This window comes from Streptomyces sp. NPDC008001 (genome assembly GCF_042958085.1).
In the GTDB taxonomy this organism is placed as follows: domain Bacteria; phylum Actinomycetota; class Actinomycetes; order Streptomycetales; family Streptomycetaceae; genus Streptomyces.
In genome coordinates, this window is sequence record NZ_JBIBIZ010000014.1 from 71548 (window position 1) to 95566 (window position 24019).

Below are 24019 nucleotides of genomic sequence, written 5' to 3' on the forward strand. Positions count from 1 at the left end.
CGAGCGCTCACCAGTTCGTGTGACGCCCTGCTGTTCCGGCCCCCGGCCCGGCAGCGGCGTCACACGATCGGCCCATGACCTTCATGGACCTCGAAGATCCGCGCCATGCGTACATGTTCGGCTTTCTGCAGGCCGACGGGCACATGCACGCGGACACCCGGCAAAGAGGATCGCTGACCGTCGAGATCAGCCACCGCGACATCGGCTTACTCCAGGCCTTCCAGGAACTGTGCCCTTACAACAGCACGATCCGAGTACGCACCCGCACAACGAACTTCTCGGAGAACCACCGGTCGGCGATCTGGTCCGTCTATGCCCAGGAGGCCAGAGACCGTCTGGTGGAGCTCGGGCTCCCGTACGGCAAGAAGTCCACCAGGATCACGCCACCGCGCGTCCCGTTCTCACGCAGGGACTACCTCCGCGGAATCATCGACGCCGACGGCGCGGTGGGCTTCACGGCCCAGCAGCTCCCCTTCGTCAGCCTCAGCACGACCAGCACGGCGATCGCCACCTACCTGTGCCACTACACCAAGCTGACGCTCGGCATCCCGAAAACGACAAGCCGGAACGTGCGCGATCGCGCGTACAACATCATGTACATGCGAGAAAACGGCGCGGCGCTGGCAGACCACCTCTACTACCCGGGCTGCCTGGCACTGGAGCGCAAACGTCAGGCAGCGACCGAGGCAGCCGCCTGGGTGCGCCCGGCGCACATGGGCCCACCCCGGCCGCGCCGCAGCTGGACCCAGTTGGAGGACCGGATCCTGCTGGACGCTCCCTCCCTAGCCCAGGCAGCGGAGCAGCTCGGCAGGTCCCAGAGTTCCTGCCAAGTCCGTCGCTGGCGCCTGCGCCAAGGCCAGCTCCCCCTGCCCCGCTGACGGCGCTCAGCCCTTCACGCAGACGACCTGCTTGAGCTTCGCAACCACCTCGACGAGATCCCGCTGCTGGTCCATGACCTGCTCGATCGGCTTGTACGCGGCCGGGATCTCGTCGACCACGCCACGGTCCTTGCGGCACTCGACGCCCTGCGTCTGGTCCGCGAGGTCCCGCTCGGAGAATCGCTTCTTCGCCTGGTTGCGGCTCATCCGGCGGCCGGCGCCGTGCGAGGCGGAGTTGAACGAGTCCGCGTTGCCCAGGCCGCGGACGATGTACGAGCCGGTGCCCATCGAGCCCGGGATGATGCCGTACTCGCCGCCGCCCGCGCGGATCGCGCCCTTGCGGGTGACCAGCAGGTCCATGCCCTCGTACTGCTCCTCGGCCACGTAGTTGTGGTGGCAGGAGATGACCTCGCCGAAAGTCACCTTCGCCTTCTTGAACTCCCGGCGCAGCACGTCCTGGGAAAGCGCCATCATGATCTCCCGGTTGTGGCGCGCGTACTCCTGCGCCCAGAAAAGATCATTTCGGTAGGCCGCCATCTGCGGAGTGTCCGCGACGAAGACCGCGAGGTCACGGTCGACCAGCCCCTGGTTGTGGGGCAGCTTGCGAGCCTCCCCGATGTGGTACTCGGCCAGTTCCTTACCGATGTTCCGGGAACCGGAGTGAAGCATCACCCAGACCGAATTGTCCGAATCAAGGCAAAGTTCCCAAAAGTGGTTGCCCGAGCCAAGTGTTCCCATTTGCTTGAGTGCGCGCCCCTGGCGGTATTTGACCGCCTCAGCGATCCCCTGAAACCGCCCCCAGAAGTCGTCCCACCCCGCCGTCGGCAGCCCGTGCAGCCGTCGCGGGTCCACCGGGTCGTCGTGCATGGAGAAGCCGACCGGAATGGCCTCCTCGATCTTCGACCGCAGCCGGGAGAGGTCGCCGGGCAGGTCGTTCGCCGTCAGTGAGGTCTTCACCGCGGACATGCCGCAGCCGATGTCGACGCCGACCGCCGCCGGGCACACGGCCCCCTGCATGGCGATCACCGAGCCGACCGTCGCCCCCTTGCCGAAGTGGACGTCCGGCATGACGGCGAGTCCCTTGATCCATGGCAGGGTGGAGACGTTGCGCAGCTGCTGCATGGCGACGTCTTCGACCGTGGCCGGATCGGTCCACATGCGGATCGGAACCCGGGCGCCGGGCACCTCGGTGTAGGACATGACTTTCCTCATAACCCCGTAAAAGCAAGATAACGCAAAAGCCGGACATATCTCATGATTCGCGACAGCGAACCGGCAGACGCGGCGGCACGTGCGGTAGACATACTGTCCAGCCGCCGCCTCCGAGGCGGCAACACGTTTTCCGGCGCGGGATGCGGCCCGCAGCCGGTGGAAGGAGCCACGGACAGTGCAGCGAAGGGCTCACGCACCGGCCGCCGCACTGGCCGCCGCCCTGCTCGCCACGGTGCTCGGCGCCTGCAGCGGCGGGGCCGGCGCCGACGGCGGCGACGACTCCAAGCCGGGCCGCGCGGGCTCCACCGCCCCGGCCGCCCAGCCCGGCAAGTACCACAGCCTCCCCGAGCCCTGCGGCTACGTGAACCGCGAGACCCTGCACCGGCTCCTGCCCGCCACGGGCGACGACGAGGACGGCCGCGACACGGCGAAGCTCTACGACGGCCAGGCCGCCATCACCTACGACACCGACCGCCGCGTCGGCTGCCGCTGGAAGCTGGAGACCCCGCAGGGCACCCGGCACCTGGCGGTCGACTTCGAGCGCGTCGTGTCGTACCAGCCGGGCGTCAGCGACGAGCAGCGCGCCGAGCAGCTCTACGCCCGGCAGGCGGCCGCCGCCCACATCCCGGTCTCCTCGGCCTCCCCCTCGGCGCCGTCCGCGCCCGCCGGGTCCTCGGCCTCCGCCGGCGCCTCGAAGGGCGCGAGCTCCGGCCCGCACCCGCAGGGCGGCGCGGCGAGCGGTTCGCCGTCCCCGTCCGCGTCGCGTACGGGCGCGCCGTCCGCCTCCGGCTCCCCGGCCGGCGGGGCCTCGCTCGCGCCGCGCGTCCTGGACGATCTCGGCGACGACGCCTTCATCGACGACAAGCTGGTCGATTCGGGTTCGGGGGTGCACCGTGACATCAACATCGTCTTCCGGGCCGCGAACGTGATCGTGACGATCGCCTACGACCAGTGGTCGGTCGACAAGCTGCACGTGCCCGCCAGCGAGGACCTCCAGGGGAAGGCCCAGTCCCTGGCCCGCGAGCTCGAGGCGAAGAACTTCGGCAATTAGCCCGACCCGGCCCGGCGAGTAACCCCGCAATGCGGCCCCCGGCCCGCGTCGGCCGCGTACCGTGCCGACAAAGAACAGGCCGACCAGACAGGGTGTGGCGCCCCAGGCGTCCCGCCCCTCGACACCGAACGAGCGAAGGACCCATGCACCGAACAGCCCCGCGACTCGCCCGACTCCTCGCCTGCGCCGCAGTACCGGTGATGCTCGTCGCCACCGGCTGCTCGGACGACGACGGCGGTGCCAAGAAGGCGTCGCCGTCCGCGTCGCACTCGGCGTCGGCGCCGAGTTCCTCTCCCTCGATGAAGGCGGCCACGTTCGCCAAGCTGCCGCCGGAGGTCTGCAAGACCATCGGGGAGAAGACGATCGACAAGCTGGTGCCGAAGGCGAAGAAGAAGGAGGGCGAGGCCCTCCCCACCAGCGACGCCAACGACTCGGCGAGCTGCTTCTGGAACGGTCTGAACGACGAGGACGTCAAGGACCTGCAGTTCCGTTCGCTGACCGTTTCGTTCAAGCGGCTGTCGTCGGACCCGACGCTGGGTTCGGGCGAGAAGCGGGCGGAGAAGTTCGCCGAGCAGCAGGTGACGAAGGCGACCACCGCCGACGGCGCCAAGGACGCGAAGACGGACAAGGCCGACGGCATCGGCGAGAGCGCGAGCCTGGTCGCCACGGACACCAAGAAGGACGACGACGACTACCGCAACGCGACGGTCGTGGCGCGTACGGGCAATGTCGTGGTCACGGTGAAGTACAGCGGTGCCGGTTTCCAGGGTGCGAAGAACCCGGCTGCGGACGAGATCGCCAAGGGTGCGCAGGACGCGGCGAAGGAGGCCGTGGCCGCGGTGGCCGCCGCGAACAAGTAACACCACGAACAAGTAGCACCGCGGACCAGCAGCGCAGCGAACCAGCGCACTGCGCCGCTACGCGAAGACGCCGGGCCGGCTCGATCCTGATCGAGCCGGTCCGGCGTCTTCGTGCGGCCGGAGGTTACGAACCCAGCAGCTTGCGGACCCGGTCCGCTCCCACGGCGAGCAGCAGCGTGGGCAGGCGCGGGCCGGTGTCGCGGCTCACCAGCAGGTGGTAGAGCAGGGCGAAGAAGGACCGCTGGGCGACCTTGAGCTCGGGGGTCGGCTTGGCGTCGGGCTCCAGGCCGGCCTGGACCTTGGGCACGCCGTAGACGAGCGTGGTGAGGCCGTCGAGCGACCAGTGGTCGTCCAGGCCCTCCAGCAGCAGGCGCAGCGATTCGCGGCCCTGCTCGTCGAGCGAGGCGAGGAGCTCGGTGTCGGGCTCGGAGCGGACGATCGTGCGGGATTCGGCCGGGACCTGGGTGTTGATCCAGTGCTCGGCCCTGTCCAGGCGCGGGCGGACCTCGTCGAGGGAGGTGACCGGGTTGGCCGGGTCGAGGTCGCTGAGGATGCGCAGGGTCTGCTCGTCGTGGCCGGCGGTGATGTCGACGACGGAGGCGAGCGTGCGGTACGGCAGCGGGCGCGGCGTGCGGGGCAGCTCGCCGGCGGCGGTGCGGGCGGCGCGGGTGTGGGCGGCGGCGTCGGCGGGCAGGACGGTGCCGTCGGCGACCTTGGCCTCCAGCTTGTCCCACTCGTCGTAGAGCCGCTGGATCTCCTGGTCGAAGGCGATCTTGAAGGACTGGTTGGGCTTGCGGCGGGCGTAGAGCCAGCGCAGCAGCGGCGCTTCCATGATCTTCAGGGCGTCGCCCGGGGTGGGGACGCCGCCCTTGGAGGACGACATCTTGGCCATGCCGCTGATGCCGACGAAGGCGTACATCGGGCCGATCGGCTGTTCGCCGCCGAAGACCTTGCGGACGATCTGGCCGCCGACGACAAAGGAGGAGCCGGGCGAGGAGTGGTCCACGCCGGAGGGCTCGAAGATCACGCCTTCGTAGGCCCAGCGCATGGGCCAGTCGACCTTCCAGACCAGCTTGCCGCGGTTGAACTCGCTGAGCAGGACGGTCTCGGAGTGGCCGCACACGCAGGTGTAGGCGAGCTCGGTGCTCTCGTCGTCGTACGCGGTGACCGTGGTCAGGTCGCGCTCGCAGACGCCGCAGTAGGGCTTGTACGGGAAGTAGCCCGAGCCGGAGCCGCTGCCGTCGTCCTCGGCGGCGGCGCCGGAGCCCTCGGCGGCCTCCAGCTCGGCCTCGTCGACGGGCTTCTGCTGCTGCTTCTGGCCCTGCTTCTTGGGCTGGCCGGTCGCCTTGTCCTTCGTCCGGTACTGGTCGAGGATCGCGTCGATGTCGGCGCGGTGCTTCATCGCGTGCAGGATCTGCTCGCGGTAGACGCCCGAGGTGTACTGCTCGGTCTGGCTGATGGGGTCGTACTCGATGCCGAGCTCGGCGAGCGAGGCGACCATGGCGGCCTTGAAGTGCTCGGCCCAGTTCGGGTGGGCGGAGCCGGCGGGGGCCGGGACGGAGGTCAGCGGCTTGCCGATGTGCTCGGCCCACGACTCGTCGATGCCGGGGACGCCGTTGGGCACCTTGCGGTAGCGGTCGTAGTCGTCCCAGGAGAGGACGTGGCGGACCTGGTGGCCGCGGCGGCGGATCTCGTCGGCGACCAGGTGCGGGGTCATGACCTCGCGGAGGTTGCCGAGGTGGATCGGGCCGGAGGGCGACAGACCCGAGGCGACGACGATCGGTTTGCCGGGGGCCCGGCGCTCCGCTTCGGCAATGACCTCGTCGGCGAAACGGGAGACCCAGTCGGCCTCGGTGCTCTGAGCCTGAGCCACGGCACTTCCTTCCTTACGGTCCTGGCATGACCATTGTCCCAGACGGGAGGGGTGGCTCCGGGGTTGCCCGGCTCCGGTGAAATTACCGCGGGGGCCGTGGTAGGCGCATGGGATAATCGGCGGGACCATCACATGCCGCCTACTGGAATGGCACCTTCCCATGGCTTCGGTTCCTTCTCTCGCTTCTTCGCTCCACCAGCGCATCGCGGACGCCCTCTCGGCAGCCCTGCCGGAGGCCGGTGCCGCCGATCCGCTGCTGCGCCGAAGCGACCGGGCCGACTTCCAGGCCAACGGGATGCTGGCGCTGGCCAAGAAGCTCGGGGGCAACCCGCGCGAGCTGGCGGGCAAGGTCGTCGAGACCATGCGCATCAGCGCCTCCGGCGCGGAGCCGGCCGGTGATCTGATCAAGGACGTCGAGGTCTCGGGCCCCGGCTTCCTGAACATCACGATCACGGACGAGGCGATCACGAAGACCCTCGCCGCGCGCGCCGCGGACGAGCGGCTCGGCGCGCCGCTCGCGGAGCGGCCCGGCACGACCGTCATCGACTGGGCCCAGCCGAACGTGGCCAAGGAGATGCACGTCGGCCACCTGCGAAACTCGGTGATCGGCAATTCGGTCGTCCGGCTCCTGGAGTTCACGGGCGAGAAGGTGATCAGCCGCCACCACATCGGCGACTGGGGCACCCAGTTCGGCATGCTCATCCAGTACCTGATCGAGCACCCGCACGAGCTGGACCACAAGGCCGGCGGGGAGGTCTCCGGCGAGGAGGCCATGTCGAACCTCAACCGCCTGTACAAGGCGTCGCGCGCGCTCTTCGACGCGGACGAGGAGTTCAAGGCGCGCGCCCGGCGCCGGGTGGTGGACCTGCAGGCGGGCGACGAGGAGACCCTCGCGCTCTGGCAGCGGTTCGTCGACGAGTCGAAGATCTACTTCTACTCGGTGTTCGACAAGCTGGACGTCGAGATCCGCGACGAGGACATCGTCGGCGAGTCGGGCTACAACGACATGCTGGCGGAGACGTGCCGGATGCTGGAGGAGTCCGGTGTCGCGGTGCGCTCCGAGGGTGCGCTGTGCGTGTTCTTCGAGGACGTGAAGGGCCCGGACGGCAATCCGGTCCCGCTGATCGTGCAGAAGTCGGACGGCGGCTTCGGCTACGCGGCCACCGACCTGTCCGCGATCCGTGACCGCGTCTTCAACCTGAAGGCCGACACCCTGCTGTACGTGGTGGACGTCCGCCAGTCCCTGCACTTCAAGATGGTCTTCGAGACGGCCCGCCGGGCCGGCTGGCTGACGGACGACGTCAAGGCCGTGCAGCTCGGCTTCGGCACGGTCCTGGGCAAGGACGGCAAGCCGTTCAAGACGCGTGAGGGCGAGACGGTCCGGCTGATGGACCTGCTGGACGAGGCCGTCGACCGCGCCGCTGCGATCGTCCGTGAGAAGGCGCAGGACCTCACGGAGGAGGAGATCGCGGAGCGCGCCTCGCAGGTGGGCATCGGCGCCGTGAAGTACGCGGACCTGTCGACGTCGGCGGCTCGCGACTACAAGTTCGACCTGGACCAGATGGTGTCCCTCAACGGCGACACGTCGGTCTACCTGCAGTACGCGTTCGCGCGCATCCAGTCGATCCTGCGCAAGGCGGGGGAGGCCGCTCCGGTCGCGCACCCGGAGCTGGCGCTGGCTCCGGCCGAGCGGGCGCTGGGTCTGCACCTTGACCAGTTCGCGGCGACGGTGGCGGAGGCGGCCGGTGAGTACGCGCCGCACAAGCTGGCCGGTTACCTCTACCAGCTGGCCTCGCTGTACACGGCGTTCTACGACCAGTGCCCGGTCCTGAAGGCCGAGGACGCGGCCCAGGTGGAGAACCGGCTGTTCCTGTGCGACCTGACGGCGCGCACGCTGCGGCAGGGCATGGACCTGATGGGCATCCGGACGCCCGAGCGTCTGTAACACGTGGCGCGGGGGCGGGTCAGGCGGTTTCCCCGCCGGGCCCGCCCCTGTCGTCGTTCCCGCCCAGTTCGAACCAGACGAGTTTGCCGGTGAGTCCTTGGGGCTGCCGGCGGAGTGCGAAGCCTCCCCAGCTGTCGGCGCAGCGCATGACGAGTGCGAGGCCGCGGCCTTCCTCGGCGTCGGTGCGGGGCAGTGGGGCGATCTGCAGGCCGGGCAGGGCGGGGTTGGTGTCCCATACGGTCACGCGTACGCCGCTGTGTTTGCCTTCGCGTCTGACGCGTACGGAGGCGGGTCCTTCGGAGTGCCGGTAGGAGTTGGTGACCAGCTCCGAGGTGAGGAGTTCGGCGGTCTCGGCCAGCCGGGCGAAGCCGTGTTCTTCGAAGATGGTGCGGAGTGTGCGGCGGGCGATGCAGGGGGCGAGCGGGTCGGAGGGGACCTGGAGGGTGTACTCCCAGCTGTCGGGGAGCCCTGGGTCGGTGCTCATGGGCGCGTCTCCGCGGGGGGTCGGTGTGCGCCACAAGCTAGGGCCGGTGCCCGGGGGCTTTCCACTGTTTCTGCGGAATTCCCCCGGGCACCGGCCCTTGTTGCGGCTTCGCCGGGCTGCTCGTCGGAGCTGTCGTCAGAGCTGCTGTGCGACCTCGGTCGCCCAGTAGGTGAGGATCATGTTCGCCCCGGCGCGCTTGATGCCGGTGAGGGTCTCCATGATGGCGCGGTCGCGCTCGATCCAGCCGTTGGCGGCGGCGGCTTCGATCATCGCGTATTCGCCGCTGATCTGGTACGCGGCGACGGGTACGTCGACGGTCGCGGCGATCCTGGCGAGGATGTCGAGGCAGGGCATGGCCGGCTTGACCATGACCATGTCGGCGCCTTCGGCGAGGTCGAGGGCGAGTTCGCGGATGGACTCGCGGGAGTTCGCGGGGTCCTGCTGGTAGGTCTTGCGGTCGCCCTGGAGGGAGGAGCCGACGGCCTCGCGGAAGGGCCCGTAGAACGCGGAGGCGTACTTGGCGGTGTAGGCGAGGACGGCGACGTCTTCGTGGCCGGTCTGGTCGAGGGCGTCGCGGATGATGCCGACCTGGCCGTCCATCATGCCGCTGGGGCCCACGACGTGGGCGCCGGCGTCGGCCTGGACCTGGGCCATCTCGGCGTAGCGCTCGAGGGTGGCGTCGTTGTCGACGCGGCCGGCGGCGTCGAGGACGCCGCAGTGGCCGTGGTCGGTGAACTCGTCGAGGCACAGGTCGGACATGATGACGAGGTCGTCGCCGACTTCGGCCTTCACGTCGCGGATGGCGAGCTGGAGGATGCCGTCGGGGTCGGTGCCGGCGGTGCCGGCGGCGTCCTTCTTGGCCTCCTCGGGCACGCCGAAGAGCATGATCCCGGAGACGCCGGCCTCCAGCGCTTCGACGGCCGCTTTGCGGAGGGTGTCGCGGGTGTGCTGGACGACGCCCGGCATGGCGGAGATCGGGACCGGCTCGGTGATGCCTTCCCGCACGAAGGCGGGGAGGATCAGGTCGGCCGGGTGCAGCCGGGTTTCGGCGACCATGCGGCGCATGGCGGGGGTGGTGCGCAGTCGCCGGGGCCGGGACCCCGGGAACGTGCCGTAGGTGGTGCTCAACTCCGTGCCCTTCTACGCGATCCGGGACGTCGCTCGCTGGGGCGGGTGACCGGGTCGCCGGCTTCGAGGGCGGCGTCGCGGCGGGCCGCGCCGAAGTCCGCGAGCGCCTCGGCGAGCTTCTGCACCGAGGGCTCGGGCGACAGCACGTCCACCCGCAGGCCGTGTTCCTCCGCGGTCTTGGCGGTGGCCGGGCCGATGCAGGCGATGACGGTGACATTGTGGGGCTTGCCGGCGATGCCGACGAGGTTCCGCACGGTGGAGGAGGAGGTGAACAGGACGGCGTCGAAGCCGCCGCCCTTGATCGCCTCGCGGGTCTCGGCCGGCGGCGGCGAGGCCCGGACGGTGCGGTACGCGGTGACGTCGTCGACCTCCCAGCCCAGCTCGATGAGGCCGGCGACCAGGGTTTCGGTGGCGATGTCGGCGCGCGGCAGGAAGACGCGGTCGATCGGGTCGAAGACCGGGTCGTAGGGCGGCCAGTCCTCCAGCAGACCGGCGGCCGACTGCTCGCCGCTGGGCACCAGGTCCGGCTTCACGCCGAACTCGATGAGCGACTTGGCGGTCTGCTCGCCGACGGCGGCGACCTTGATGCCGGCGAAGGCGCGCGCGTCGAGCCCGTACTCCTCGAACTTCTCGCGCACGGCCTTGACGGCGTTGACGGAGGTGAAGGCGATCCACTCGTAGCGGCCGGTGACCAGGCCCTTGACCGCGCGCTCCATCTGCTGGGGGGTGCGCGGCGGCTCGACGGCGATGGTGGGGACCTCGCTGGGCACGGCGCCGTAGGACCGGAGCTGGTCGGAGAGGGCGGCGGACTGCTCCTTGGTGCGCGGTACGAGGACGTTCCAGCCGAAGAGGGGCTTGGACTCGAACCAGGAGAGCCGGTCGCGCTGCCCGGCAGCGCTGCGCTCGCCGACCACGGCTATGACGGGCTGGGCGCCGTCGGCGGAGGGCAGCACCTTGGCGGCCTTGAGCACCTGGGCGATGGTGCCGAGGGTGGCGGTCCAGGTGCGCTGGCGGGTGGTGGTGCCGGCGACCGTGACGGTCATCGGGGTGTCGGGGCCGCGGCCGGCGGAGACCAGTTCGCCGGCGGCGGAGACGACGGTGTCGAGGGTGGTGGAGACGACCGCGGTGACCTCGCTGGCGCCGACCTCGGACCAGCAGGTGGCGGAGGCCGTCCGGGCGTCGACGAAGCGGACGTCGGCGCCCTTGCCGTCGCGCAGCGGCACTCCGGCGTAGGCGGGCACGCCGACGGCCGTGGCGACGCCGGGGACGACCTCGAAGGTGATGCCTTCGGAGGCGCAGGCGAGCATCTCGCCGGCGGCGTCGCCGTCGAGGCCGGGGTCGCCGAGGACGGCACGGACGACCCGCTTGCCGCTGCGTGCGGCCGTCATGACAAGATTGGCGGTGTCCCTGAGGACGGGTACTTCCGGGGTGCCGACGGTTTTTGATGCCTCGTCAGTAACCGTCTGTGCAGGCATGTCCACATGGGCGCGCGCATGCGTGCGCACCACGTCGAGCACCTGCGGATCGGCGATCAGGACGTCCGCGGCCGCGAGCGCCTCCACGGCGCGGAGCGTCAGCAGTCCCGGGTCTCCGGGGCCGGCACCGAGGAAGGTGACGTGCCCGTGCACGGGGTGGTTCGGGGCGGTGGGGTTCAAAGTGCTCGCTCCCCCATAAGACCGGCCGCACCCTTGTCGAGCATCGCAGCGGCGAGTTCGCGGCCCATGGCCACGGCTTCTTCGCGGGACGACGGCACGGGGCCGGTGGTGGACAGCTGCACCAGCGTCTTGCCGTCGGTCGTGCCGACGACGCCCCGCAGGCGCATTTCGGTGACAACCTGCCCGTCGGCCAACAGGTCGGCCAGCGCACCCACGGGTGCGGAGCAGCCGGCCTCCAGGGCGGCGAGCAGGGAACGCTCGGCGGTCACGGCGACCCGGGTGTACGGGTCGTCGAGCTCGGCGAGCGCGGCGGCGAGCGGTGCGTTGGTCATGGCGCACTCGATCGCCAGGGCCCCCTGACCGGGGGCGGGCAAAACTGCGTCGGTCTCCAGGTACTGCGAGATCTCGGCGCTGCGGCCGATCCTCGACAGGCCTGCGGCGGCCAGCACGACGGCGTCCAGTTCGCCATCGGTGACGAAGCCGATCCGGGTGTCGATGTTGCCGCGGATGGGCACGGTCTCGACGGCCTTGCCCAGCGCGCGGGCCCGGGCGTTGAGCTGGGCCATGCGGCGCGGGGAACCGGTGCCGATGCGGGCAACGGCCGGCTGCCCTGCCAGCTCCTCGAAGGTCAGGCCGTCGCGGGCGATCAGCACGTCGCGCGGGTCCTCGCGCGGCGGGATCGCCGCGAGGGCCAGGTCGTCGGGCTGCGCGGTCGGCAGGTCCTTGAGGGAGTGCACGGCGAAGTCGATCTCGCCCGCGAGCAGCGCGTCGCGCAGCGCGGAGACGAAGACGCCGGTGCCGCCGATCTGCGCGAGGGACTCGCGCGAGACGTCGCCGTAGGTGGTGATCTCCACCAGCTCCACCGGGCGGCCGGTCAGCTGCCGCACGGCCTCCGCCACCTGCCCGGACTGGGCCATGGCGAGCTTGCTGCGGCGCGTGCCGAGGCGCAGCGGCCGCGAAGGGGTGTCGTTCATGCCGGCTCCCGTGCCGTGTTGTGCGTACCGGCCTGCGAGTCGGCCCGGCTGACGGCGGCGACCGCCTGCGGGTCGAGGTCGAAGAGCTCTCGCAGCGCGTCGGCATAGCCGGCGCCGCCGGGGGTGGAGGCCAGCTCCTTGACGCGCACGGTCGGCGCGTGGAGGAGCTTGTCGACGACGCGGCGCACGGTCTGGGTGATCTCCGCGCGCTGCTTGTCGTCCAGGTCGGGCAGGCGGCCGTCGAGGCGGGCGATCTCGCTCGCGACGACGTCCGCGGCCATGGTGCGCAGGGCGACCACGGTGGGGGTGATGTGGGCGGCGCGCTGGGCGGCGCCGAAGGCGGCGACCTCGTCGGAGACGATGGTGCGCACCTGGTCGACGTCGGCGGCCATGGGCGCGTCGGCGGAGGCCTCGGCGAGCGACTCGATGTCGACGAGCCGGGCACCGTCCAGGCGGTGGACGGCGGCGTCGATGTCGCGGGGCATGGCGAGGTCGAGGAGGGCGAGGCGGACGCCCGTGCGGCCGGTGTCGCCGCAGGCGGAGTCGAGCGGGCAGCTGCCGTCCGTACGGTCCTGGTCCGCGCTGCCCGCGGCCCCGTCGGGGCGGGACGCCAGCGCGTCGCGTATGGCGCCGGCCGTCAGGACGACGCCCATGGCGCCGGTGCAGCTGACGACGACGTCCGCGAGCGCGAGCTCCTGCGGGACCGCGGCCATCTCCACGGCCGAGGCCGTGAAGCCGGCGGCGGAGCGGCCGCCGGGCTCCAGGAGGATCTCCACGAGGCGCTCGGCGCGGGCGAGCGTGCGGTTGGCGACGGCCACGTGGGCCACGCCGGCGCGGGCGAGCGTCGCCGCGGCGAGGGAGGACATCGAGCCGGCGCCGATGACGAGGGCCCGCTTGCCGCCGGCCCAGTCGCCCAGCGGCGTGCCGCCGGCGAGGCGCTCCAGCCCGAAGGTGACCAGGGACTGGCCCGCCCGGTCGATGCCGGTCTCGCTGTGGGCGCGCTTGCCGACCCGCAGGGCCTGCTGGAACAGGTCGTTCAGCAGCCGGCCGGCGGTGTGCAGCTCCTGGCCGAGGGCGAGGGCGTCCTTGATCTGGCCGAGGATCTGACCCTCGCCGACGACCATCGAGTCCAGTCCGCACGCCACCGAGAAGAGGTGGTGGACGGCCCGGTCCTCGTAGTGCACGTAGAGATAGGGGGTGAGCTCGTCCAGGCCGACGCCCGTGTGCTGGGCGAGGAGCGTGGACAGCTCGGCGACGCCGGCGTGGAACTTGTCCACGTCGGCGTAGAGCTCGATGCGGTTGCAGGTGGCGAGCACGGCGGCTTCGGTGGCGGGCTCGGCCGCGAGGGTGTCGTGCAGCAGCTTCGCCTGCGCCTCGCGCGCGAGGGCGGCGCGCTCCAGCACGCTCACCGGTGCGCTGCGGTGGCTCAGTCCGACGACGAGGAGGCTCATGCCGGCATCACGGCGGGCACGTCCCCGTCCGGTCCCTTCCTGCCGCCCGCGGGCGTGCGCACGGCCGCGCCGGAGCGGGGCGGCACGGCGGCGGCGGGCTCCTGCGCGGGGGTGGTCTCCTCGCCGGCCTTGCGCTGCTCGTGGAAGGCGAGGATCTGCAGCTCGATCGACAGGTCGACCTTGCGGACGTCCACGCCGTCGGGCACGGAGAGCACGGTCGGCGCGAAGTTGAGGATGGAGGTGACGCCGGCGGCCACGAGCCGGTCGCAGACCTGCTGGGCGGCGCCGGCCGGGGTGGCGATGACGCCGATGGAGACGTCGTTGTCGGTGATGATCGATTCGAGCTCGTCGGTGTGGCGGACGGGCAGCCCGGCGACCGGCTTGCCGGCCATGGCGGGGTCGGCGTCGATCAGGGCCGCGACGCGGAAGCCGCGGGAGGCGAAGCCGCCGTAGTTGGCGAGGGCCGCGCCCAGGTTGCCGATGCCGACGATGACGACCGGCCAGTCCTGGGTCAGGCCGAGCTCGCGGGAGATCTGGTAGACGAGGTACTCGACGTCGTAGCCGACCCCGCGGGTGCCGTAGGAGCCGAGGTAGCTGAAGTCCTTGCGGAGCTTGGCGGAGTTGACGCCCGCCGCGGTCGCGAGCTCCTCGGAGGAGACCGTGGGCACCGAGCGCTCGGAGAGCGCGGTCAGCGCACGCAGATACAGCGGAAGCCGGGCGACGGTGGCCTCGGGAATCCCTCGGCTTCGGGTCGCCGGTCGGTGAGTTCGGCCAGTTGCCACGGTGCTCCTGCGGGTAGAGCGGGGCTGCGGGCGGCGCCTCGTCCCAGGACCGCCCCGTCCCAGGCAGGCTATGCCTTTGTGAACGCGTGCACAAAGATGGTGTCCGATTTGCCCGGCCAAAGTGACCGGGGTCACGCGGCCTTTCGGCCCTATCCGGGAACCAAAGGCCGCAGTACCTCGACAGCCACTCCTGTCACACGCGGCCCGGAGGAGCGTCGACGGGGACACGGGCGCTCACTCCTCACTCGATACCCCCGGACACCAACAAATCGCCACATGATGGTAGTCGACTCAGGCACCCAATCAGCACGTTTGAGCGAGCCGGAAGCGCACGATTGCATACGGGCGCGCACGGAGGCGCACGAATGCGCACACCGGGCGGGCACAATGGCGGACATGACCCCCCTGCTGCGCCGCCGCCCCCGCAAGAACCCCGCCGACAGCACGGTCACCCTGATCGGCAAGCCCGGCTGCCACCTGTGCGACGCCGCCGAGGCCGTCATCGCCGAGGTCTGCGGCGAACTGGGCGCCCGCTGGGAGAAGAAGGACATCACCCAGGACGAGGAGCTCCACCGCAAGTACTGGGAGCAGATCCCCGTCGTCCTCGTCGACGGCGCCCAGCACGACTTCTGGCGCGTGGACCCCGACCGGCTGCGCAAGGCCCTGACCGGCTGATCGTCCGCACCCGCGGCCCGCCTCCCGCAAGCGGACCCGCCGGGCGTAACCGGAGCGTCAAGGGAAGTTCACACCCCGGAATCATCCCGACTCCGGCTACCCCGAACAAACTGGCTATGCTCGGGCCATGGCCGCACTGGGATGGATCACTCCGCGCAGGCGCTCCGCCACCGCACGCAGCGTGCTGGCAGGCGAGGCCGCGGCGGAGGCAGCCCGCAAGACCGCTCAGGAGAGCGCCGCCGAGAGCGCCCTCGAGGGCGCGCCAGGACCCGTCGGGCCCACCGAGCCGGACTTCCCCGTCGTCGGCGACGTGCGGGCCGCGGCCTTCTTCGACCTCGACAACACGGTCATGCAGGGCGCCTCCCTCTTCCACTTCGGCCGCGGGCTGTACAAGCGCCGCTTCTTCCAGAAGCGCGAGCTCGCCCGCTTCGCCTGGCAGCAGGTGTGGTTCCGGCTGGCCGGCGAGGACGCCGAGCACATGCAGGACGCCCGCGACAGCGCCCTGTCCATCGTCAAGGGCCACCGCGTCTCCGAGCTGATGACCATCGGCGAGGAGATCTACGACGAGTACATGGCCGAGCGCATCTGGCCCGGCACCCGCGCGCTTGCCCAGGCCCACCTCGACGCGGGACAGAAGGTCTGGCTCGTCACCGCCGCGCCCGTCGAGGCCGCGACGATCATCGCCCGGCGCCTCGGCCTGACCGGAGCCCTCGGCACCGTCGCCGAGTCGATCGGCGGCGTCTACACCGGCAGGCTCGTCGGCGAGCCGCTGCACGGCCCGGCGAAGGCGGAGGCCGTCCGCGCCCTGGCCGCGGCCGAGGGGCTCGACCTCTCGCGCTGCGCCGCCTACAGCGACTCGGCCAACGACATCCCGATGCTGTCCCTCGTGGGACACCCCTACGCCGTCAACCCCGACGGCCGGCTGCGCAAGCACGCCCGCGAGCGCGGCTGGCGGCTGCGCGACTACCGCACGGGCCGCAAGGCGGCCAAGGTCGGCCTCCCGGCAGCGGCGGGCGTGGGCGCCCTCGCGGGTGGCGCGGCCGCGGCCGTCGCGCTGCACCGGCGCAGGCGCTGACCCGCCCCCGCCCCTTCTCTCCGCCCCTCTTCCCGCCCCGGCCGCCGCCCTTTAGCGGCTCCGGGGCGGCCCTGTCACGGCGGCACGCCGTCCACTTCGCGCCACCACCCGCGCGGTCACCACGAGGGTTCGACAACAGCGCGTAGCCGTCCGTCACTCTCAGGCAATCCTGTCTTCATACCCTCACATCCTTCCCCCCAGTCCTTCGCCGCCCGGATTGCCACAACACGCCGCCCATTCGGCCACACCATGACCAAATCTGTTCAACCTCCTTTCATAGTTCGATATTTGATCGATCTCGAACCGGTAAGAGATCGAACGGAAACGATGATTTGAGCAACTCGGTGTAGTGCTGCCTGTACGAAGCGTTATTCTCCTCAGACGCAAACCGGTACCCCCTTGTCCCTACGACGAGTGAACGGTTCCGTACTGCACGTGATGGAAGCTCTGCCTCTGGGAGTCCCGTGTACCCACACGTCGGGGTTGACGCCTCGGGCCTGGCTACGCTTCGCGCTACGGTCCTCGACCGCCTGCGCGGCTTCGTCCCCACCGCGTATGCCGTCCCCGCCCTCGCCACGCTCGCCCCTGCCGCAGGAGGCGGCCGCGCCGGTCACGCCGGCCCCTGCTACGCCCTCGCCGAGAGCAGCGCGGCAGTGGGCAGACGAGCCGCCCGCCGCGGCGGTGCGGCCACCGCGCCGTCCGGCGCGTCCTCCGGCTCCGCCACGTCAACGCGCCGCCCCAGCGCGGACAGCGACAGCGCCCGCATGCTCGACCTGGTCGAGCGCGCCCAGGCCGGGGAGGCCGAGGCCTTCGGCCGCCTCTACGACCAGTACGCCGATACGGTCTACCGCTATATCTACTACCGGGTAGGCGGCCGGGCCACCGCGGAGGACCTCACCAGTGAGACGTTCCTGCGGGCCCTCCGCCGCATCGGCACCTTCACGTGGCAGGGGCGCGACTTCGGCGCCTGGCTCGTGACGATCGCCCGCAATCTGGTCGCCGACCACTTCAAGTCGTCAAGGTTCCGGCTCGAAGTGACCACCGGCGAGATGCTCGACGCCAATGAGGTCGAGCGCAGCCCGGAGGACTCCGTCCTGGAGTCCCTCTCCAACGCCGCACTGCTGGAGGCGGTGCGCAAGCTCAACCCCCAGCAGCAGGAGTGCGTCACCCTGCGCTTCCTGCAGGGGCTCTCCGTCGCCGAGACCGCCCGCGTCATGGGCAAGAACGAGGGCGCGATCAAGACCCTCCAGTACCGCGCGGTCCGCACCCTGGCCCGCCTCCTCCCCGACGACGCCCGTTAACCATGTGCGACCGTTCACTCACCCGCGGTCACATCGTCCAGGACGCGTAACCCGCCCGACGCACCGGTCGTTGTGCGGGATGCAGACTCCCTGCGGTCACGCCATGCCCGCAGCCACTCACTCGATCGAGTGGAGGCTCATCACGGCGTGCAACCCTCCAGGTGTTCAGAGGAGTCGACCGTCATGACGAGAGGAGGTGCCGCCTGTGATCGCGAACGTATCGGCGCACCGGCGGGCGAACGCCTTCGCCCAGTCCCTGGAGCATCAGGAAGTCCAGGGCACGGCGGCCACAGAGCCCGATCCGCCGGCCGAAGGCGCCGAGCGGGACAGGCTGCTGGCCCTGACGGGCCGGCTCGGTGAACTGCCCCGTCCCGGGCTCGACCCCGAGACCAGGACCGTGCAGCGAGCGCAGCTCATCGCTGCCATGGAGACCCACTTCGCAGGGGGTGACTCCGCGGCGATCCCCGAGCAGAAGTCCCGCCCGTCGGGCCGCGGCGCCCACCGCGCCCTGGGCCGGCTCCGGCCGCGCTCGCGCTGGTCGAAGGGGCTCGCGGCGGGCGGCCTGACCGTGGGCGTGGCAGCGGGCGCGTTCGGCGGCGTGGCGGCCGCCAGTTCCAATGCCCTGCCCGGCGATTCGCTCTACCCGCTCAAGCGCGGCATGGAGGATCTCCGGCTCGGCATGGCCGACGACGACTCGGACCGCGGCGGCCTGCTGCTCGACCGGGCCTCGACGCGCCTGCAGGAGGCCCGCCGCCTGATGGAGCGCGGCAAGCTCGGCGGCCATCTGGACCACGAGGTCCTCGGCGAGATCCGCAGGACCCTCTCGGGCATGCGGCAGGACGCCTCCGAGGGCCACCGCCTGCTCCACACCGCCTACAAGCGCGACCGCTCCCTCGGGCCCATCCAGCGGCTCTCCAGCTTCGCGGCCTCGCACCGCGAGAGCTGGAGCCAGCTCCGCGACAAGCTCCCGGTCCAACTGGCCGATGTGGGAGCCGAAGTGACCTCGGTCCTCTCCGCCATAGACGAAGAGGTCAAGCCGCTGCAGTCCCTGCTGCCCGCCCACCACGGCAAGCACGGCTCCCCGGCCCAGCCGGACACGGACCACCCCGGCACGCCCGGGCGCACGGCCCGCCACGCACCCCAGCCGTCGGCCTCGGCCACCGGCGGCGGCAAGCACGCGGGCGGTGGTTCGCAGCAGTCGGCCTCCCCGGGCGGCCATGAGGAGCACGAGGGCCTCCTCGGCGGTACGGGGCTGCTGAAGCCCCCGTCGACCCCCGGCAGCGCCACTCCGGACGGTTCGACCCGCAGCAAGGACAGCAAGCCGTCCAAGCAGCCGAGCATCACCATCCCGCCGGTCCTCCCGGACATCCTCCCGGGCCTGGGCATCCACGGCGAGGACGCGAAGTAGCACCTCGGGGCGGTCGGTGTCCTAGGCGGTCGGTGTCCTAGGCGGTCGGTGTCCTAGGCGGTCGGTGTCCTAGGCGGTCGGTGTTCTAGAAGAACACCGACCGCCTCTGCACGAGCAGCTTGTAGAGCGTGTGCTGAATCGTTTCTCGCACTTGGTCGGTCAGGTTGAACATCAGCATCGGGTCGTCCGCCGCCTCCGCCGGATACCCGTCCGTCGGGATCGGCTCCCCGAACTGGATCGTCCACTTCGTCGGCAGCGGCACCAGGCCCAGCGGCCCCAGCCAGGGCCACGACGGCGTCAGCGGGAAGTACGGGATCCCCAGCAGCCGGGCCACCGTCCGCGAGTTGCCGAGCATCGGATAGATCTCCTCGGCCCCCACGATCGAGCACGGCACGATCGGCGCCCCGGCACGCAGTGCCGTCGACACGAAGCCGCCCCGGCCGAACCGCTGCAGCTTGTACCGCTCCGAGAACGGCTTCCCGATCCCCTTGAACCCCTCCGGCATCACGCCGACCACCTCGCCGCGCTCCAGCAGCTGCTGCGCGTCCTCCGCGCAGGCGAGGGTGTGCCCGAGCTTCCGGGAGATCTCGTTGACGCCCGGCAGCATGAAGACCAGGTCCGCGGCGAGCATCCGGATGTGCCGCGCCGCCGGGTGGTGGTCGTGCACCGCGACCTGCAGCATCAGCCCGTCCACCGGCAGCGTGCCGGAGTGGTTGGCCACGACCAGGGCCGCACCCTTGTCCGGGATGTTCTCCAGGCCCTTCACCTCGACCCGGAAGTACTTCTCGTAGAAGGGCCGCAGCGCGGACATCAGGACCTGGTCGGTGAGCTCCTCGTCGTAGCCGAACTCGTCGACCTCGTACTCCCCGGTGATCCGCCGCCGCAGGAAGCTCAGCCCGTGCGCCAGCTTCCGGTCCCAGCCACCGGGCTCCGCGGCCTGCCCGCCCACGCCCTCCACCGCGGCCGCCGGCTGCTCGGACGCGGCCCGGTCGGCCTCCGCCCCGTCCAGGTGCCGCTGCGCCGGTACGGGCGCGAGGGGAGGCGACGTCCGGCCCGTACGGGCCCGCCCCGTCCGCTTGGTCTTGCGCTTGGACCGCGGCTCCTCGCCGCCGAACGGGATGACCTTCGCGTCCGCCATGGTGGGTGCGCTCCTCACTTCTGGCCGCGGCCGGCAGGCAGTGCCGCGGCGATCCGGTCGACGGTACGGGCAAGGGTCTCGGGCGGCAGCAGCCCGGGCCCCCGGCTGCGCGCGTAGTCCTCGAAGGCCCCCGCCGTGGTGTAGCGCGGGTCGAAGCCGAGGGTCTCGCGCATCTGGGTGGTCCGGACGACCCGCCCATGGGTGAGCAGCCGGATCTGCTCGGGCGAGAAGTCCGTCACGCCGACCGAACGCAGTGCGGAGCCGACCCAGGTGACGGTCGGCAGGAAGAAGGGGAGCGTGGGGCGCCCGAGACGGCGTGCCGCCTGGGAGAGCAGCAGCACCCCGTCACCCGCGATGTTGAAGGTGCCGCTGTTGAGCGTGCCCCTGCGGGGCTCCCCCGAGGCAATCCGCAGCACCTCGATCACATCGTCCTCGTGGGCGAACTGCAGCCGGGGGTCGAAGCCCAGGACGGTCGGCAGCACCGGCAGCGCGAAGTACTCCGCGAGCGGCGAGTCCGCGCAGGGCCCGAGGATGTTCGCGAAGCGCAGCACGCACACCGCCACGTCGGGCCGGCGGCGGGCGAAGCCGCGCACGTACCCCTCGACCTCCACCACGTCCTTGGCGAAGCCACCGCTGGGCAGCGACTTGGGCGGGGTGGTCTCGGTGAAGATCGCCGGATCGCGTGGCGCGGACCCGTAGACATTGGTGCTGGACTTGACCACCAGCCGCTTCACCGAAGGCGTCTTCTGGCACGCGCCGAGCAGCTGCATCGTGCCGATGACGTTGGTCTCCTTGACCGTGGCCCGGCTGCCGCGCTTGCCCAGCGGGGTGCCGTTCACATCCATGTGGACCACCGTGTCCACACTGTGTTCGGCCAGAACCCGGGCGATCCTGGGATGGCGGATGTCCGCCCGTATGAAATCGGCCCCGCCGAGATGGTGTCCGGGTGGCACCGCGTCCACCCCGATCACCCGGTCGACATCGGGCTCACGCTGGATGCGGCGGACGAAACGGCCCCCCAGCTGCCGTGCGACTCCGGTGACGAGCACGACCTTGCCCAAGATCAGCGCCTTCCTCTGCCCACGATCTGCCCACGATCCCCCATGAGGGGTGCTGCCGCGGCCACCGTAGCGGGTCGTTGTTGCGCTGTGATGACCGGTCGATGCACGGAGCTACATTTCAAGCCGTAGCCGAGGCTTCACTCACCGCAACGCACCGCAGCCCCTCCACCATGATCGGTGGAAGGGCTGCGGGACGAGCACAGCGGCGTGCCGCTTACTTCTTGTTGCGACGCTGAACGCGCGTGCGCTTGAGCAGCTTGCGGTGCTTCTTCTTGGCCATCCGCTTACGCCGCTTCTTGATAACAGAGCCCACGACTACCCTCGCTTACATCGATTCACTCGGTGCGGGGCGTCCGAGCCCACACGACCTACATCGGGCCAGCCTACCCGGCACCGGGCGATCAGCGTAATCCAGGGCCCCCGTCAGGCTGTTTCCACCCCCACGTAGGACTCCCGGAGGTACTCGTGCACCGCCTGCTCTGGGACCCGGAACGACCTGCCCACCCGGATCGCCGGCAGATGACCGCTGTGCACCAACCGGTACACGGTCATCTTGGACACTCGCATCACCGCGGCGACTTCCGCCACGGTCAGGAACACGACCTCGTTGAGAGGCCTCTCGCCAGCAGCCATGACACACCTGAACCTTCCGCACATGACGCGCACCGGCTTCCCCTCCGGTGACTCTTCGTCGCTGCGCGCTCACTCCCCAGGTTAGGGGCGGGTGATGCGAGTGGGGAAGAGGAGCAGCCATCGGCCGCCTACTGTGACAGACACGCTCGATTGAGTACATAGCGAGTAAGCGGTCGGTAGTAATCAGACCGCACAGTGTCATCAAGCGGAACGACGACGGACACCCGCCCCTCCGCCTGCCCGACGAACGGCGCGGGGTCGTCCGCATCGGCCGGTCCGATGGCCTCAATGCCCAGCTGACCTGCTCCGCAGAGCCAGCCGTGATCCCCGATGACCATCGCCGGAAGCGGCCCGTCACCGTCCATCGCCGCACCCAGGGCCACCCGAAGCGGGAGCGGAGAATGCGTATGTACGCCCGGCTCACTTGCGCACCCACGCGCGCCGGGTTCACGCACCAGCGCGACGCCTCGAACGTAGTCCAGGTTGTAGGTACGTACCCCGAACCGGGTCGTTATGTCGACACTTCGACCCTGCGCCGGGCGGAGGACGGGACATCCCGCCGCCGACAGGGCGGCGGCCAACCCGGCGTAGAAGTCCAGGAGCCGGTGCGGATGGCCGGTCCCGAGCAGCACCGGAGCCCCGGCCCCGGCCACCGCCGCCAGCCGGTCGGCAAAGGCACTCAGTGCCACGATCGTACGGTCGGGGTCGATGACATCCTGCCCCCAAGTGACGCCGGGATCGGCCGAAACCCCACACGTGCGGGCCATCAGCCGCAACAAGTCCCCCAGCCGCCAGTCCCGTTCGGGCTCCAGGCCGAGCAGCACCCGGGGGTCCCCGGCCACGAACATCCGATACCGGCTCAGACTCCGTTCCCTGGTGGTGGATACGACGCCGGCGAGGCCGGAGCGCAGGAGGTGCGAGCGGAGGGCGGCAGGGGTGAGGGGGCGCGGGGCGGGCAGCTGGGACGGCAGCACGGTTCCGATGCTGACGGAAACCGGCCCGGGGCGGTACGCGTTCGCGCAGGGATCCCACGGTCGGCCTAACGGGAGGACGGGGCCGGTGGGTTGCGGGACTCGCCTCGGTAACGGGCGTCTACGGGCTCCGGTTCAGCTCTGGTTCTCTGGTTCAGCTCCGGTTCAGGGGAGCGGGAGGAGGCCGTGGGCCGGGAACACCGCCCGCCGGGTCGCCAGGATCGCCTGGTCCAGCCGGTCCCCCGGGTCGTAACCGGAGCCCACGAAGTCCTTCCACACGGGCCGGCCCCCGTCCGTCATCCGCTGCGGCCCCAACTGCCGCGTGCGCCGGAACACCTCCGCCCGCCACTCCTCCGGCACCGCCGTCTCGGGGGCCACGGGCGCCCCGGCCGCGATGGCCACCAGGTGGGCCCAGGACCGCGGCACGACGTCCACGACGGCGTACCCGCCGCCGCCCAGGGCCACCCAGCGCCCGTCCGCGTGCTCGTGCGCCAGGTCGTGGCAGGCCTCGGCGACCATTCTCTGGGCGTCCAGCGAGACGGCGAGGTGGGCGAGCGGGTCCTCGAAGTGGGTGTCCGCGCCATGCTGGGTGACGAGCACCTGCGGCCGGAAGGCCGCCACCAGCTCCGGCACCACGGCGTGGAACGCCCGCAGCCACCCCGCGTCACCCGTCCCCGCCGGCAGGGCCACGTTGACGGCGCCGCCCTCGGCGGAGGGCGCCCCCGTTTCCTCGGGCCAGCCGGACTGCGGGAAGAGGGTGCTGGGGTGCTCGTGGAGGGAGATCGTGAGCACGCGAGGGTCGTCCCAGAACGCCGCCTGGACGCCGTCGCCGTGGTGCACGTCCACGTCGACGTACACGACCCGTTCGGCCCCGAGCTCCAGCAGCCGGGCCACGGCCAGGGCCGCGTCGTTGTAGACGCAGAATCCGGAGGCCGCGCCGGCCATGGCGTGGTGCAGTCCGCCGGCGAAGTTCACCGCGTGGAGGGCGTCGCCACGCCATACGGCTTCGGCGGCGCCCACCGACTGCCCGGCGATCAGGGCCGACGCCTCGTGCATGGCGGCGAACGCCGGGACGTCGGCCGTGCCGAGCCCGTAGGAGCCGTCGGCGGAGGAGGGGTCGGCGGAAGCCGCCCGTACGGCGGCGGTGTAGTCCTCGCGGTGCACCAGCCGCAGAGTGGATTCGCCGGCGGGCCGGGCGGCGGTGACGCGGAGCGCACGGTCCAGCCCGAGCGCCTCGACCAGCCGCATGGTCAGCGCGAGCCGCACCGGATCCATGGGGTGACCGGGCCCGAAGTCGTAACCCGTTACCGCCTCGTCCCACATCAACTGCGCACGGCCGCTCATGGGCGCCACGCTACTAGGGGCCGGGAACGCAAAAAAGCCTCAGGCCCGGGATAAATATCCCAGGCCTGAGGCTAATAATAGTTCGGCGGCGTCCTACTCTCCCACACGGTCCCCCATGCA

The 24019-nt window shown here is 71.0% G+C and carries 22 protein-coding genes; 8 read left to right on the forward strand and 14 right to left on the reverse strand.

The genetic code is table 11. The features are described 5' to 3' along the window. Positions 1–74: 74 nt before the first annotated feature. A complete protein-coding gene (locus tag ACFZCD_RS31745) occupies positions 75–878 on the forward strand; it encodes an LAGLIDADG family homing endonuclease (RefSeq protein ID WP_391836512.1) in 804 nt (267 codons plus the stop codon). A gap of 6 nt (positions 879–884) precedes the next feature. On the opposite strand, the gene ACFZCD_RS31750 is transcribed toward ACFZCD_RS31745, so the two are convergent. Next, complete coding sequence (locus ACFZCD_RS31750; protein WP_391836513.1) at positions 885–2078, reverse strand: RtcB family protein; 1194 nt, start codon at positions 2076–2078, stop codon at positions 885–887. A gap of 187 nt (positions 2079–2265) precedes the next feature. Here ACFZCD_RS31750 and ACFZCD_RS31755 point away from each other — a divergent pair, with 187 nt between their 5' ends. Further along, positions 2266–3141: a hypothetical protein gene (locus ACFZCD_RS31755; protein ID WP_391836514.1), complete on the forward strand. Its 876-nt coding sequence runs from the start codon at positions 2266–2268 to the stop codon at positions 3139–3141. A 143-nt stretch (positions 3142–3284) separates the two neighbouring features. Then, positions 3285–4001, forward strand: a complete 717-nt coding sequence (locus tag ACFZCD_RS31760; RefSeq protein ID WP_391836515.1) for a hypothetical protein — start codon at positions 3285–3287, stop codon at positions 3999–4001. 124 nt (positions 4002–4125) lie between these two features. On the opposite strand, the gene lysS is transcribed toward ACFZCD_RS31760, so the two are convergent. Continuing rightward, the gene (gene lysS, locus ACFZCD_RS31765) at positions 4126–5874 is read right to left on the reverse strand and encodes a lysine--tRNA ligase (protein ID WP_391836516.1); all 1749 of its coding nucleotides are present in this window, start codon (positions 5872–5874) and stop codon (positions 4126–4128) included. A gap of 160 nt (positions 5875–6034) precedes the next feature. Here lysS and argS point away from each other — a divergent pair, with 160 nt between their 5' ends. After that, a complete protein-coding gene (gene argS, locus ACFZCD_RS31770; RefSeq protein WP_391836517.1) occupies positions 6035–7819 on the forward strand; it encodes an arginine--tRNA ligase in 1785 nt (594 codons plus the stop codon). Positions 7820–7838: 19 nt separating this feature from the next. On the opposite strand, the gene ACFZCD_RS31775 is transcribed toward argS, so the two are convergent. From ACFZCD_RS31775 to ACFZCD_RS31800, 6 genes are all read right to left on the reverse strand, one after another. Next, on the reverse strand, positions 7839–8303 hold the full coding sequence (locus tag ACFZCD_RS31775) for an ATP-binding protein (protein ID WP_391836518.1): 465 nt from the start codon (positions 8301–8303) through the stop codon (positions 7839–7841). Between the two features lie 135 nt (positions 8304–8438). Next, a complete protein-coding gene (gene hemB / locus ACFZCD_RS31780) occupies positions 8439–9431 on the reverse strand; it encodes a porphobilinogen synthase (protein WP_391836519.1) in 993 nt (330 codons plus the stop codon). After that, positions 9428–11086, reverse strand: a complete 1659-nt coding sequence (locus ACFZCD_RS31785) for a uroporphyrinogen-III synthase (RefSeq protein WP_391836520.1) — start codon at positions 11084–11086, stop codon at positions 9428–9430. Before ACFZCD_RS31785 ends, hemB begins: the two co-directional genes overlap by 4 nt. Further along, positions 11083–12060 (reverse strand): hydroxymethylbilane synthase, encoded by a 978-nt coding sequence (gene hemC / locus ACFZCD_RS31790; protein WP_391836521.1) that lies wholly within the window; start codon positions 12058–12060, stop codon positions 11083–11085. Before hemC ends, ACFZCD_RS31785 begins: the two co-directional genes overlap by 4 nt. Continuing rightward, positions 12057–13511 carry a glutamyl-tRNA reductase gene (locus ACFZCD_RS31795; protein WP_391836522.1) on the reverse strand — a complete coding sequence of 485 codons (1455 nt, stop codon included), beginning with the start codon at positions 13509–13511 and terminating at the stop codon, positions 12057–12059. The genes hemC and ACFZCD_RS31795 overlap by 4 nt, the downstream gene beginning before the upstream one ends. After that, entirely contained in the window at positions 13508–14293 is a 786-nt protein-coding gene (locus ACFZCD_RS31800; RefSeq protein ID WP_391836523.1) for a redox-sensing transcriptional repressor Rex, read from the reverse strand. The genes ACFZCD_RS31795 and ACFZCD_RS31800 overlap by 4 nt, the downstream gene beginning before the upstream one ends. Before the next feature lie 396 nt (positions 14294–14689). On the opposite strand from ACFZCD_RS31800, the gene ACFZCD_RS31805 reads away from it, so the two are divergent. The 4 genes from ACFZCD_RS31805 (at position 14690) to ACFZCD_RS31820 (ending at position 18752) form a co-directional block, all read left to right on the forward strand. Then, positions 14690–14968: a glutaredoxin family protein gene (locus ACFZCD_RS31805; protein ID WP_391836524.1), complete on the forward strand. Its 279-nt coding sequence runs from the start codon at positions 14690–14692 to the stop codon at positions 14966–14968. A gap of 127 nt (positions 14969–15095) precedes the next feature. Further along, positions 15096–16043 carry an HAD family hydrolase gene (locus tag ACFZCD_RS31810; RefSeq protein WP_391836525.1) on the forward strand — a complete coding sequence of 316 codons (948 nt, stop codon included), beginning with the start codon at positions 15096–15098 and terminating at the stop codon, positions 16041–16043. 464 nt (positions 16044–16507) lie between these two features. Beyond that, positions 16508–17344, forward strand: a complete 837-nt coding sequence (locus ACFZCD_RS31815) for an ECF subfamily RNA polymerase sigma factor, BldN family (protein ID WP_366090958.1) — start codon at positions 16508–16510, stop codon at positions 17342–17344. A 205-nt stretch (positions 17345–17549) separates the two neighbouring features. Next, positions 17550–18752 (forward strand): DUF5667 domain-containing protein, encoded by a 1203-nt coding sequence (locus ACFZCD_RS31820; RefSeq protein WP_391836526.1) that lies wholly within the window; start codon positions 17550–17552, stop codon positions 18750–18752. 85 nt (positions 18753–18837) lie between these two features. Here the strand turns inward: ACFZCD_RS31820 and ACFZCD_RS31825 are convergent, their stop codons facing one another. The 6 genes from ACFZCD_RS31825 to ACFZCD_RS31850 all read right to left on the reverse strand — a co-directional run bounded on the left by ACFZCD_RS31825 (position 18838) and on the right by ACFZCD_RS31850 (position 23899). Further along, positions 18838–19890, reverse strand: a complete 1053-nt coding sequence (locus ACFZCD_RS31825; protein ID WP_391836527.1) for a lysophospholipid acyltransferase family protein — start codon at positions 19888–19890, stop codon at positions 18838–18840. A 14-nt stretch (positions 19891–19904) separates the two neighbouring features. Beyond that, on the reverse strand, positions 19905–20951 hold the full coding sequence (locus ACFZCD_RS31830; protein ID WP_391836528.1) for an NAD-dependent epimerase/dehydratase family protein: 1047 nt from the start codon (positions 20949–20951) through the stop codon (positions 19905–19907). A gap of 214 nt (positions 20952–21165) precedes the next feature. Continuing rightward, positions 21166–21264 (reverse strand): 30S ribosomal protein bS22, encoded by a 99-nt coding sequence (locus tag ACFZCD_RS31835; protein ID WP_003948845.1) that lies wholly within the window; start codon positions 21262–21264, stop codon positions 21166–21168. Between the two features lie 110 nt (positions 21265–21374). Next, a complete protein-coding gene (locus ACFZCD_RS31840) occupies positions 21375–21584 on the reverse strand; it encodes a helix-turn-helix domain-containing protein (protein ID WP_067299677.1) in 210 nt (69 codons plus the stop codon). Between the two features lie 128 nt (positions 21585–21712). Continuing rightward, complete coding sequence (locus tag ACFZCD_RS31845; protein ID WP_391836529.1) at positions 21713–22558, reverse strand: phosphatase; 846 nt, start codon at positions 22556–22558, stop codon at positions 21713–21715. A 162-nt stretch (positions 22559–22720) separates the two neighbouring features. Next, on the reverse strand, positions 22721–23899 hold the full coding sequence (locus ACFZCD_RS31850) for an acetoin utilization protein AcuC (RefSeq protein ID WP_391836530.1): 1179 nt from the start codon (positions 23897–23899) through the stop codon (positions 22721–22723). Positions 23900–24019: the final 120 nt, after the last annotated feature.